The sequence below is a fragment of the Lactobacillus sp. ESL0263 genome (assembly GCF_003692845.1).
Classification (GTDB): Bacteria; Bacillota; Bacilli; order Lactobacillales; family Lactobacillaceae; genus Lactobacillus; species Lactobacillus apis.
The window spans coordinates 1-14,907 of record NZ_REHL01000008.1 but is presented as its reverse complement, the minus strand read 5'-3'; the positions used below and the strand labels follow the sequence as shown (position 1 = coordinate 14,907).

The 14,907-nt window shown below is 39.3% G+C and carries 3 protein-coding genes; all 3 read left to right on the top strand.

The window, feature by feature from the left end; genetic code table 11:
• A partial coding sequence (locus F5ESL0263_RS08630; protein WP_122036421.1) for a DUF1542 domain-containing protein occupies window positions 1–3,593 on the top strand: 3,593 nt, incomplete at its 5' end.
• 546 nt (window positions 3,594–4,139) lie between these two features.
• A complete protein-coding gene (locus tag F5ESL0263_RS08625) occupies window positions 4,140–10,982 on the top strand; it encodes a DUF1542 domain-containing protein (RefSeq protein ID WP_158593037.1) in 6,843 nt (2,280 codons plus the stop codon).
• Between the two features lie 561 nt (window positions 10,983–11,543).
• The coding region (locus F5ESL0263_RS08620) for a pectate lyase-like adhesive domain-containing protein (RefSeq protein ID WP_147441555.1) at window positions 11,544–14,907 on the top strand (3,364 nt) is incomplete at its 3' end.

Genomic DNA, 14,907 nt, shown 5'->3' with positions numbered 1-14,907 from the left:
TAGCCAATGAAGCAAAATCGGTTAAGGATAGTATCGATGCCGATAGCTTATTAACTACTGTTGAAAAGAACAAGCAGAAGCAAGATGTTGATAACGCTGTAGCAGAAGCCAATGCCGCAATTGATGCTGCAACTACACCAGATGAAATTGCCAAAGCAGTAGCAGATGGTAAGGCCAAGATTAATGCCGCATACAAGCCAGGTACAACAGATTTAAGTACCCAAAAGAGTAACGGTAAGCAAGAAATTGCCGATGAAGCAAAATCGGTTAAGGATAGTATCGATGCCGATAGCTTATTAACTACTGCTACAAAAGAAGAACAAAAGAAGAATGTTGATCAGGCAGTAACAGAAGCCAATGCCGCAATTGATGCCGCAACCACGCCAGATGAAATTGCCAAGGCAGTAGCAGATGGTAAGGTCAAGATTAATGCCGCATACAAGCCAGGCAAGGACTTAACAGAGCAAAAGGCAGACGCTAACAAGGAAATTGATAAGACTGCTAACGATGTTAAGGACAAGATTGATGCCGACAAGAACCTGACAACTGATGAAAAGAACAAGCAGAAGCAAGATGTCGACAAGGCAGCTTCAGAAGCTAAAGATGCCATTAATGCAGCAACCACACCAGATGAGATTGCTAAGGCAGAACAAGATGGTAAAGATAAGATCAATGGTGCTTATCAACCAGGTAAGGACTTAACAGAGCAAAAGGCAGACGCTAACAAGGAAATTGATAAGACTGCCAACGATGTTAAGGACAAGATTGATGCCGACAAGAATCTGACGACTGACGAAAAGAACAAGCAGAAACAAGATGTCGACAAGGCAGCTTCAGAAGCTAAAGATGCGATTGATAAGGCAAAGACCCCAGATGAGATTGCTAAGGCAGAGCAAGATGGTAAAGACAAGATCAATGGTGCTTACCAACCTGGCAAAGAGTTAACAGAGCAAAAGGCAGACGCTAACAAGGAAATTGATAAGACTGCCAACGATGTTAAGGACAAGATTGATGCCGACAAGAATCTGACAACTGACGAAAAGAACAAGCAGAAGCAAGATGTCGACAAGGCAGCTTCGGAAGCTAAAGATGCCATTAATGCAGCAACCACACCAGATGAGATTGCTAAGGCAGAACAAGATGGTAAAGACAAGATCAATGGTGCTTACCAACCAGGTAAAGAATTAACAGAGCAAAAGGCAGACGCTAACAAGGAAATTGATAAGACTGCCAACGATGTTAAGGACAAGATTGATGCCGACAAGAATCTGACGACTGACGAAAAGAACAAGCAGAAACAAGATGTCGACAAGGCAGCTTCAGAAGCTAAAGATGCGATTGATAAGGCAAAGACCCCAGATGAGATTGCTAAGGCAGAGCAAGATGGTAAAGACAAGATCAATGGTGCTTATCAACCAGGTGCTGAGTTAGCCGGCCAAAGAACTGACGCTAAGTACCAGATTGATGATGAGGCTGAATTAGTTAAAGGCCAAATTGCTCACGATACTTCATTGGATAACAAAGCAAAAGCTGATCAAACTGCAGCTGTTGATGCAGCTGCAACAACAGCTAAGAACCGGATTGACGCTGCTGGCTCAGCTGAAAGTATTCAAAAAGAAGTTGTTAGTGGTATTAAGATAATTGATTCTAAATATGTTACTAATCCAATTACATTAGCTGAGCAAAAGAAATATGCTCAACAACTAATTGATGATGAAGTTGCTATTGTTAAAGAGTTAATCAATAATGATTCAACTCTTAACGATACAGTTAAGGCACAACAGTCTAGAGAAGTTGATACTCAAGCGCAAAAAGCAATTGACAAGATTGCTGCAGCAGCTGATGCTCAAGGTGTTAAGGATGAATACGAAACAGGAATCAATGCAATTCATGCTCAGCACATAGCAGGAATTAATCTGGAAGATTCGAAGTCGGCAGCTAAATCTGACCTTGACCAAGAAGCAAATACGATTAAGAAGGCAATAGCCAATGATGCTTACTTAACTGAAGAAGAAAAGGCTGTTCAAACTGCTAGAGTTGAATTTGAAACTGAGAAGACTCAAAATGCAATTGATCGTGCAGAAACAGTTCAAGAAGTTAAGGAACTAAGAGATGCTGTAATTCCTGTAATTAATGCCCAATATGTACCTGGAGTTAAGGGTAATGGCTCAGAATCAAATGGTTCTGACTCCAACGGTTCAGGAACTAACGGCTCTGACTCCAATGGTTCAGGTTCAAATGGTTCTGACTCCAACGGTTCAGGAACTAACGGCTCTGACTCCAATGGTTCAGGTTCAAATGCCTCTGACTCCAACGGCTCCGGTTCGAACGGCTCAGAATCAAATGGTTCAGGCTCAAATGGCTCCGGTTCGAACGGCTCAGAATCAAATGGTTCTGACTCCAATGGTTCTGGTTCGAACGGCTCAGAATCAAATGGTTCAGGCTCAAATAGTTCAGACTCGAACGGTTCAGGTTCAAATGGCTCAGACTCGAACGGTTCCGGCTCAAACGGCTCTGATTCTAACGGTTCCGGTTCGAACGGCTCAGAATCAAATGGTTCAGGTTCCAACGGTTCAGATGTAAATGGTTCCGACTCTAATGGTTCAAACAATAGCGGTTCTGGTAACAACAGTTCTAGTTCAAATGGAACTGGTACTGGAAACGGTGGTTCTAACAACACTGGTTCCGGCTCAAACAATACAGGAAACACTTCAAATGGTTCCGGTTCAAACGGCTCGGGCTCGAATGGCTCAAGTAGTAATGGCTCGGGCTCAAATGGTTCCGAAACTGGTACAGGAACAGCTGCAGAAACCGCAGGAGTGGACACAGCTAAGGCTGCTGACAGAAAGCTGACGCACAATGCCTACTTCTACAACAAGGATGGCAAGCGTGCTAATTTGTTAGTGGCTAAGAAGGGTTCAACTATAACAACATACGGTACACAAACAATTGGTAATCGTGAATTTTACGAAACTAAGAATGGTTTGTTTGTTGCAGTGAACAACTTTAGAGCGCAAAAGCGGACATTGAAGAAGAACGCATTTGTATACAAGAAGGACGGCACACGTGTTAGCGGCAAGGTACTGAAGAAGAACAGTAAAGTAGCCACATACGGAGATCCAATAGTAATTCGCGGCAAGTCATACTTCATTATTGACAGCAACCGCTACGTAAAGGCGGCAAACTTCGGTGCCGTAACACTAGAAGCAAATAATGTACCTGCAGACGGGGTAACTGCAAATGCTGTATTAGGCCACGATGCCCATGTATATAACAGTGAAGGTCAACAGGTTAACAACGTAGTTTTAAGTGCAGATTCTGAAATTACTACTGGTGAAACTAAGACAATTAATGGTCGTCAGTTTATCCAGATTGGTAAGGACGAATATGTTGACAGTGACAATGTAACGGGAACAGCTCGGACATTGACAGCCAAAGCATACGTTTATAGTCAATACGGTAATCGAATTGGAAAGACTGCGATGAATGCAGGTGAAACAGTTCAGACTTACGGAGACGTTGTAGTTATTAAAGGTAAGACATATTACTCAATTGGAAACAAGCAATTTGTTAAGCAAACTGCATTTGAGTAAAAAACTGGTTATTTAAAAGAAGATAGCTAGACAGACAAAGTAAAGAAGCACCTATCTAATTAGTGATAGGTGCTTTTTTGTACGTTAATTATAGCTTTGAAAAATTGCATTATTGAAGATTTAATAAAACATATATAAGAATATAAAATCATTGGCGGCTGAAAATAAAAAGAACGTTATTTAAAAGTTAACGTTTATGTACATTTATAACCAACAATTAAAGTAATGCCTTTTGTGGATATAACTTAAAAATCCAAATAGATAAAGAGTGTAATTTTACAGTAATTCAATAGTTGTCAGATTATCGTTGCTTTATACAGATAATAACCTTGGCAATTATAGTAAGTTATATACTAAGTTAATATTAGATTAGTTATTTTAAAATTGCACAATTCCCTGCGATAGTGTTATTTTAAATTCTATAATTGCATATAAAAATAATACAAAAATACCTTTATATTTAATGATCAAAATGTTACGATTTATCTTGTATATATAATAAAGTAAAAAGTAATTTAATGAAAAATAATGGTTGAGAGGGAGTCAATGAAGAGTATTAATAAATCCAATCCGACTGAAGAAGTCAAAAATACCAATTATAGAATGCACAAGGGTAAGAAGGGCTGGTTAGTCAGCTATTCACTTTTGTCATTTGTATTGGGTGGGGTCTACATGAACAGTGTAGCAACTACCCCTGTTAAGGCTGCTGAAGTTGAGGCTCAAAGTAGTGCTAAAACTGCCGATAAAGAGGTGCAGAATGAAGTTGATGAACAGTCATTATCGGCTGCACAACAAAATGCCGCTACTGTTCTAGACAAAAAGGCTAATAGTGTTAAAGCTGATATCAATAATGATCAAAAGCTTTCAGCAGATGACAAAGCTGCACAAATAGCAACTGTTGATACTATTGTGAATGATGCAAAAGCTAAGGTTGATGAAGCAACGGATCTTGTAAGTGTTAAAGATATACAAGATACTGCAGTTACAAATATTTCTGCATGCTATCAAGCAGGGAGTGCTAAGTATGAATCTGTAACTGAACCAATTCGCAAGACTACTGAAAAAATTCCGTTGATTGACAAATCACAAAAGCCAATTTCAAAAAAGGTAACAGTATCAACTTATAAAGGTCTTAGCTCATTCTTTAAAACTGTAACGAACTCTGAAGAAAGTAATCAAGCCAAAGTAGCTGCAGCTACAAAAGATTCAAAGAAGGAAGCTACTTCTACTAATGCTGAAGAAAACACTTCATTAGTTGCTACTAATTCGACAACTAGTAAAACTGAATCAGCTAAATTAGCTGGTGTAGCTACTAGAGAAGATGAACCAGCAACTGATACAAGTGAAGCATCTGTTGCTGGCGATAAAGATGAAAGTCGTCCTGCTTTTAATGATCTTCTAGGTCAAGCGAGTGGTAAGACTGAAACTTCAGTTGATGTTGCAGTACCAAAGCAAGTAACTGATCCAGATAAGTCCATGCCAGCAGATGTTGCGACTCTTGCGCAGTTAGCTGCGGCTTGGAATAATCCGGCAATTACTTACGTTAATATTACTGCTGATTTAGCTGCCGATCCTAATGCTATTTTTAAAGCCCGTACAGCTGGTGCCAGCATTGTAATCAATGGTAATGGTCACACTGTTGACATGGGAAGTCAAAAATTTGAATATGCGTCTACGGCAAGATCTTCAGATACTTACCTAACACTAACTAATACAAACTACAAACAAGGATTTGGCGGAAGTTTACAAAGTCAAGCTAGTGCACTTGTATATGTTGGTGGACCGACTGGTGGTAATCACTTAGGTGTTAATATAGATAACATTAGATTAACAAAAGATGATCGGCCAAACTACTATGCAATTCGTGGAATCATGGCCACTGGCTCTAAGGTTACATTCTCTGGGAAAAACGTCTTTGTCATTGCCAATGAAATTGTTCGTGGTGCAGGAAGTATTTTTGTTGCTAACGACAGTTCAATCATTATGGAAAGAACAGAGGGCGCAGTACCTGACGATGGTTCTGATGATCCAGATAATCCAAATGGTTCTGGTACTGCTAGTGGCGGAAAAGATGCCCAAAGTGCTGAGTTTGCATTTAGTAGGTTAGCTGCGACTGGAACTATTGGTGAAGGCAACCAATTTGTAATGGGAGACCGTTCTTCTAATACGGCAGTTACTCTTAATGGGATAGCTTCGAAACTTCCAGCATTGTCACAACTACTTAAAAGTGTACGAGTAGGTGATGATGTTTCATGGACTCAAAAAGGTTTCCCAGCCTTTATTCAAGCACCTACTACTGTAGCATACAAGGATGCCTCTTTTGTATTTGGTCAAAACTTCAAATTAGATTCACCAGAAACAACAGGTGCTGGTGCAATCAAGTTAAGCAGAAATCAGTCAATGGTCTTTAACGCCGGGACTGTGATGGACATTAATCAAGTTAGTGCTAGAGACGGGGGAGTTATTGTACTTGATGGTACATCAAGTTTAACTTTCATTTCACCAAAGCAATTACATTTGTCTGTTGGTACAGATACGTCGGCAACTGCTACTAAAAAAGGTATCATTACTGGAAAGGGTGGTACTTTTAAGATTAATAACTCAAGTATTAGAACTTGGGACGGTCTGAATTCATCTACCAGTACTCCTGCGGGTCAATACACTGGTAAGTTTAAGAATATGACTGTTATAAATGGTAAAACAACAGTTGCAGCATCACCTGGTAGTGTGATTGATCCTAATATCATAACCGCAACCACTCGTGAACTGCAAACAGACGCAATTACACCGGGTAAGGTTAAGATTCAATATATTGACCAATCAGGTAAGCAAGTAGGCCAAGACTATGAACTACCATTTGGCACAAAGGGTACGCCTTATGAAGATACTTATATTGGTGAACAAATTCCATTAGTTAGTCAAGATATTGTTAACCATATTCCAGCTGGCTACATGTGGGCTTTAGACAAGCAAATTTATGCTGGTGCTAAGACTGACAAGCAAAGCGGTGGTGCAGGCTTAGGCGATAAAGGTGACGCTGATGGTCAGGCTAACTTAGCCTATGTCCCAATGGATGATACCTCATACACTTACAAGGTTTATGTTTACGGTGCGAAACAAAATGTGACCTATAAGTATGTAGATGTTAACCATCCAGATAAGGCTTTAGTACCAAAGAATGTAGTTGGAACAGAAGCAGATAATGGTTTGGTTACCGCAAACTATGGTAATACGATTGACTGGACAAACAAGTATTATACAGAAACTAATGTACCAGCAGGTTACCACTACAAGACCGATGCAGCTAACCAACCTGCGACAACAGTAGTTTCGGAAACTAATCCAACAGTAGTACTGTACGTTGAGGGTGACGAACAAGAGATTGTTCCTACATACCTTGACAATACAGGAAACGCTTTGGCACCTACCGATCCAATTGTAATTAAGGGTAGAACTGGAGACATTATCACAATTCCAGAAGGACCTCAAGTACCAGGTTTGATAGCAACTGGAGCTATTTTAAACGGCACGCCTGTTGCTATTGGAACAACTTTTGAGATGCCAAGTCAAAAGGACTTACCAGCAGAGCAAAAGTATACTTTGGTTTATAAATACGGTAACGCTGAAGATCTAAAGCAACCAGCTAGAGATACTGTTAAGAGTGCGGCAGAAATTGCTAAGACTACAATTGATTTAGATAAGACTTTAACAACTGTAGAGAAAAATAAGCAAAAAGATCAAGTAGATACAATTTTAGTTGATGCACTTACTCAAATTAACGCTGCAACTACGCAAAAAGGTGTTAATGATGCTAGGGATACAGGTTGTGACCAAATTGATAAAGTTCACCAGAGCGGTGACAGTCTTGAAAAGCAAAGAGCAGCTGCAATAGAAGCAATTAAGCAACATGCCTCCAGTGTTAAGGATGCGATTGATCAAGACACTACTTTAGCCGCTGACGAAAAGGCAGAGCAAAAGCAAAATGTTGACCAAGTCACAACAGATATTATTACCGATATTAATAACGAAGATAAGTCCTCAAATGCCGACAATATTAATCAGCTAGTCACTGATGGTAAAGCAAAACTGGATGCTGAGCATAAATCACATAAGAGTGGTTTAGAGGGCTTGAAAGATGCTGGTAAGAAAGAAATCAATGACCATGCTGCAATCGTTAAGGATGCGATTGATAAGGATACCAGCTTATCTGCTGATGAAAAGGCACAGCAAAAGCAAAATGTTGACCGAGTAGCCGCTGAAATCAACGCAGAAATTGATAAGGCAGGAGATGCCGATAGCATTAACAAGTTGGTTACTGAAGGTAAACCAAAACTAGACGCTGAACACAAACCAAACAAGAGTGGCTTAGACGGCTTGAAAGATGCCGGTAAGAAAGAAATTAACGATCACGCTACAATTGTCAAGGATGCAATTGACAAGGATGTAACTTTAACTGCCGACGAAAAGACACAGCAAAAGCAAAATGTTGATCGTGTAGCCGCAGAAATCAACGCAGAAATTGATAAGGCTACAGATGCCGACAGCATTAACAAGTTGGTTACTGAAGGTAAACCAAAACTAGACGCTGAACACAAGCCACATACGAATGGTTTAGATGGAGTGAAAGCAGATGGTAAGAAGGAAATCAACGACCATGCTGCAGTTGTTAAGGATGCGATTGACAAGGACGCTAGTTTATCTGATGCTGAAAAGACACAGCAAAAGCAAAATGTTGACCGTGTAGCCGCTGAAATTAACGCAGAAATCGATAAAGCAACAGATGCCGACAGTGTTAACAAGTTGGTTACTGAAGGTAAACCAAAACTAGACGCTGAACATAAACCAAATAAGACAAGCTTAAATGATCTTAAAGAAGACGGTAAGAAGGAAATCAATGATCACGCTACGATTGTTAAGGATGCAATTGATAAAGATGTAACTTTAACTGCCGACGAAAAGACACAGCAAAAGCAAAATGTTGATCGTGTAGCCGCTGAAATTAACGCAGAAATCGATAAAGCAACAGATAACGACAGTATTAACAAGTTGGTCACTGAAGGTAAGCCAAAACTAGATGCTGAACATAAGCCAGGCAAGGCTCTAAATGACCAAAAGGATAATGCAAAGCAAAATATTGATCAGATAGCTGCTACAATTAAAGATAAGATTGATGCTGACAAGAATCTGACTCCTGACGAAAAGAATAAGCAAAAGCAAGATGCTGATAAGGCTGCTTCGGATGCTAAAGATGCTATCGACAAGGCCAAAGACGCTGATGAAGTTAACAAGGCAACTGAAGACGGTAAGAACAAGATTGAAGCTGCATATAAACCAGGTACTGATTTATCAGGTCAAAGAACTGATGCTAAGAATAGAATTGATGATGAAGCTGAATTAGTTAAAGGTCAAATTGCTCACGATGTTTCATTGGATAATAAAGCAAAATCTGATCAAACTGCGGCTGTTGATGCAGCTGCAACAACAGCTAAGAATCGAATTGACTCAGTAAGTTCTTCTGAGAGTATTCAAAAAGCGGTTGATAGTGGCATCAAGATAATTGATTCTAAATACGTTACGAATTCAATGTCACTGGCTGAGCAAAAGAAATATGCTCAACAACTAATTAATGATGAAGCTGCGATTGTTAAGGAATTAATTAACAACGATTCAACTCTTAACGATACAATTAAGGCACAACAGGCTAGAGCAGTTGACACTCAAGCGCAAAAAGCAATTAATAAAATTGAAGCGGCAGCTGATGCTCAAGGCGTTAAGGATGAATACGAAACAGGAATCAATGCAATTCATGCTCAGCACGTAGCAGGAACTAATCTAGAAGAGCAAAAGGCAGCGGCTAAAGCAGATCTTGACCAAGAAGCAAATACTGTTAAGAAGGCAATAGCTAATGATCTGTACTTGACTGAAGAAGAAAAAGTAAACCAAACTGCTGCAGTCGAACATGAAACTGAAAAGGCTCAAAATGCAATTGATCGTGCAGAAACAGTTCAAGAAGTTAAGAGCTTAAGAGATACTGCAATCCATGTAATCGATACACAATATGTACCTGGTGTTAAGGGTAATGGTTCTGGTTCCAACGGCTCAGATGCAAACGGTTCAGGTTCGAACGGCTCAGACTCCAACGGTTCAGATGCAAATGGTTCAGATTCCAACGGCTCAGAATCAAATGGTTCCGGTTCGAATGGCTCAGGATCAAACAGTTCAGATGCAAATAGTTCCGACTCCAATGGCTCAGACTCCAATGGTTCTGGTTCGAATGGCTCAGAATCAAATGGTTCCGGTTCGAATGGCTCAGATGTAAATGGCTCAGGCTCCAACGGTTCTGACTCTAATGGCTCAGGCTCCAACGGTTCAGGTTCCAACGGTTCTGACTCTAATGGCTCAAACAATAGCGGTTCTGGTAACAACAGTTCTAGTTCAAATGGAACTGGTACTGGAAACGGTGGCTCTAGCAACACTGGTTCCGGCTCGAACAATACAGGAAACACTTCAAATGGTTCAGGCTCCAACGGCTCGGGCTCGAATGGTTCAAGTAGTAATGGCTCAGGCTCAAACGGTTCAGACACAGCTTCAGGTACAGCTGCAGAAACTGCAGGAGTAGACACAACTAAGGCTGCTGACAGAAAGCTGACTCACAATGCCTACTTCTACAACAAGGATGGCAAGCGTGCTAACTTGTTAGTGGCTAAGAAGGGTTCAACTATAACAACATACGGTACACAAACAATTGGTAATCGTGAATTTTACGAAACTAAGAATGGTTTGTTTGTTGCAGTGAACAACTTCAGAGCGCAAAAGCGGACTTTGAAGAAGAATGCATTTGTATACAAGAAGGATGGCACACGTGTTGGCGGCAAGGTACTGAAGAAGAACAGTAAAGTAGCTACATACGGTGATCCAATAGTAATTCGTGGCAAGTCATACTTCATTATTGACAACAACCGCTATGTAAAGGCAGCGAATTTTGGTGCTGTAACACTAGAGGCGAATAATGTACCTGCAGATGGAGTAACTGCAAATGCAGTATTAGGTCACGATGCCCATGTATATAATAGTGAAGGTCAACAAGTTAACAATGTAGTTTTAAGTGCAGATTCTGAAATTACTACTGGTGAAACTAAGACAATTAATGGTCGCCAGTTTATCCAGATTGGTAAGGACGAATATGTTGACAGTGATAACGTAACAGGAACAGCTCGTACACTGACAGCCAAAGCATACGTTTATAGTCAATACGGTAATCGAATTGGAAAGACTGCGATGAATGCAGGTGAAACAGTTCAGACTTACGGAGACGTTGTAGTTATTAAAGGTAAGACATATTACTCAATTGGAAACAAGCAATTTGTTAAGCAAACTGCATTTGAGTAAAAAACTGGTTATTTAAAAGATAATAGCTAGACAGACAAAGTAAAGAAGCACCTATCTAATTAATGATAGGTGTTTCTTTTTTTGCGTTGATTTTGTTATTGTTTGTTTTGTATTAACCAAGACCTATCATTTATGGTCTATCAATCATAAAGTGGTAGTAATATTGAAAACTAAGATAGTGCATTAGATCTAAAAAATAATAATTCTGTTATCATTTGATATTTATTTATATATAGCTGTTATAAATAAATAAAGTAATGATTGGTATTGGGTATTATTTTAAATGATGTTCAGTAGTTGCTGTAATATTTTTACGAAAAGTTTAGTCCTGATTGCCACGCTGGTTTAGGAGAGTAATACTTTGGTATTTATAGCGAATATTACTTTTAGTTATCTCTTATAGAGTTATTTTATAATTAATGGGGAATTGATAAAGTCTGTTATTTTTAAATGTGTAATTGCATATAAAAATAATACAAAAACACCTTTATATTTATTAGTTAAAATGTTACGATTTAACTTATATATATAAAGTTAAAGTATTTGTTAGAGAGGGATTCAATGAAGAGTATTAATAAATCCAATCCGACTGAAGAAGTTAAGAATACCAATTATAGAATGCACAAGGGTAAGAAGGGCTGGCTAGTTAGCTATTCTCTTTTGACCTTTATGCTAGGAGGAGTGTTTGTTAACAGCATTTCTACTACACCGGTAAAAGCTTCTGAAATTGGTGATAAGGACAATTCAAGTGCTGGAGATGAAGATGCACAAAAGGAAGCTGACGAGCAGTCAATCACTCTTGCAAAGCAGAATGCTATTACTACATTAAATAATGAAGCTAATAGTGTTAAAGACAAGATTAATGGTGACGTGAATTTGTCAGCTGGTAGTCAAGCTGCTCAAATTGCGATTGTTGACAGTTTAGTTAATGACGCAAAAACAAAAGTTAATGATGCAACTGATTTAGTAAGTATTAAGTCAGCGCTTGATAATGCTGTTTCCAATATTAAGAATAGTTACCAAGCTGGCAATGTTAAGCCAGTTAGTCTAGCTGGTAAGAAAAAAACAACAAAGTCAGTTACTAAGAAAAGACCAACTGTAGACAGGGCAACAACTCCTGCTACTGAAAAACTCAAGGTTTCAACTTATAGTGGTCTTAGTTCTTTCTTTAAAGCACCAGCAGAGCTTGAAAAGAAGGCTGAAGCCGAAACTACAACAACTGTTAAGAATAGTAGTACTGAAGAAAACGAGACATTAGTTGCTTCTTCACAGGCAACTACGGCAACAACCGAGCCGGCTAAATTTGATTCAATTGCAACAAGAGATGACGCTCCTGTTGCTAACACAAATGAGGCATCTGTTGCTGGCGATAAAGATGAAGGTCGTCCTGCTTTTAATGATCTTCTAGGTCAAGCAAGTGGTAAAACAGAAACTTCTGTAAATGTTCCTGTGCCAACCCAAGTAACTAATCCAGATAAATCAAGCTCTGTTGATGTTGCAACGCTTGCACAATTAGCTGCAGCTTGGAATAATGCAGCTGTTACTTACATAAACATTACTAGTGATATTACTTACGATGCTAGTGCGATTTTTGATGCTCGTGCTGCTGGTTCAAGTATTGTAATTAATGGTAACGGACATACAGTTGACTTAGGCAATAAGTGTTTCCGTTATGCATCAACTGCTGCCTCACCTATTACCTACTTTACGTTGATTAATACTAATTATAAGCAAGGCTTTACTGGAACTACCGGAACAAATAAAGCTCTTCTCTATATGACTGGAGTCAATGATGGTAACCATTTAGTTATTAATGTTGATAATATTACTCTCAGTGCATCTAAGACTTTAGGGGCTAACTATAATGCAATTCGAGGTTTTGTCGCAAAAGGTTCGAAAATAACATTTTCAGGCGCAAACAGATTTACGCTTGCTAATGAGATTTATCAAGGAGCATCCGTATATATTGCTAACGATAGTTCGGTAATCATGGAAAGAACTCCTGGTGCAATAACAGATGATCCTGGTGATGATCCAGATGACCCACCTATTCCAGTAGATCCAACAGATCCAAAAAGTGTATCTACTAATGGAGAATTCAGTTTTACTAAGGCTGCTAAGGGTGCAGTGGGTGAAGGTAATCTATTCGTAATGGGTGATCGGTCGTCCAATAGGGCTGCAACGCTTGAAGGTAAGCCAGCTAATTACCCGGCTTTAACTGGTAAAGTTAATGGAATCAAAGTCGGAGATGATGTTTATTGGATGCAAGATGGTTTCCAAAGTTTCATTGCTGGTAATACAGCTGATGCCGCAGCACAATATGTTTTTGGTCAAAACTTCAAATTAGATATACCAAAGGCTACTAAAGGTGCAATTCGGTTAGTTGGAACCCAATCAATGGTCTTCAATGCCGGAACTGAGATGGATATTAACCAAAATATTGCTTCTACGCCGATTATTAACCTATCTGCTAAGGGGGCAAGTTTAACTTTCATTTCACCAAAGCAATTGCACTTGGCAATTGGTACGGAAACAACAGCAGGTGCTACTAGACAAGGGATTGTTAGTGGAGCAGGTACTTTTAGGATTAATAACTCAAGTATTAGAACTTGGGATGGTTTGAATACATCCACTAGTATGCCAGCCGGTCAATATTCTGGTAAGTTTACCAACATGACTGTCACAAATAAAAAAGTGTCAGTCGCAGCAACGCCTGGTAGTGTGATTGATCCAAAAATCATGACTACAACCACTCGTGAATTACAAACAGATGCAATTACACCGGGTAAGGTTAAGATTCAATATATTGATCAATCAGGTAAGCAAGTAGGGCAAGATTACGAATTACCATTTGGCAGCAAGGATACGCCATATGAAGATGCTTATATTGGTAAGCAAATTCCATTAGTTAGTCAAGATATTGTTGATCATATTCCAGCTGGTTACATGTGGGCCCTAGGCAAGCAAATTTATGCTGGTGCTAAGGCTGACAAGCAAAGCGGTGGTGCAGGTTTAGCTGATAAAGGTGACGCCGATGGTCAGGCAAACTTGGCTTATATCCCAATGGACACTGGTTCATACACTTACAAGGTTTATGTTTACGGTGCTAAACAAAATGTGACCTATAAATATGTAGATGTAAATCATCCGGAGAAGGCTTTAGTACCAAAGAATGTAGAGGGAACAGAAGCAGATAACGGCTTAGCTACCGCAAACTACGGTAATACAATTGACTGGACAAACAAGTACTATACAGAAACTAATGTGCCAGTAGGTTACCACTACAAGACTGATGCAGCTAACCAACCAGCAACAACGTTAGTTTCAGAAACTAATCCAACAGTAGTACTGTATGTTGAGGGTGACGAACAAGAAATTGTTCCAACTTATCTTGATGAAAATAGTGCTGCCTTAACTCCAGCAAACCCAGTAGTAATTAAGGGTAGAACTGGAGACACAATCACAATTCCAGAAGGACCTGAAATACCAAACCAAGCGCTCGCAACGGTTACTTTAAACGGGATTCCAGTATCAGTAGGATCAACCTTTGAGATGCCAAGTCAAAAGGACTTACCAGCAGAGCAAAAGTATACTTTGGTTTACAAATACACAGATTTGTCTACTCTAAGAGGTAATGCAATTACAGCTATCAATAATGCATTAGCGAGAGTTAAAAATATACTAATTGCTAATGATCAATTTCTAAGTGAAGCCAAAAAGAAAGAGCAAAATGCAGAGGCAGACAATCGTGCAACAGCAGCAATTGCTGCAATTAATAATGCGACTACTGTCAGCGCAATAAACAAGATAGTTGATGACGCTGTGAACAACAAAGAGTCAGCAACTTACATTGAGGGTGCATATGTTGAGGGATCACTTAAAGACTTCAAACAAAGCTATAAGGATTTGCTTGATCAAGCAGTTT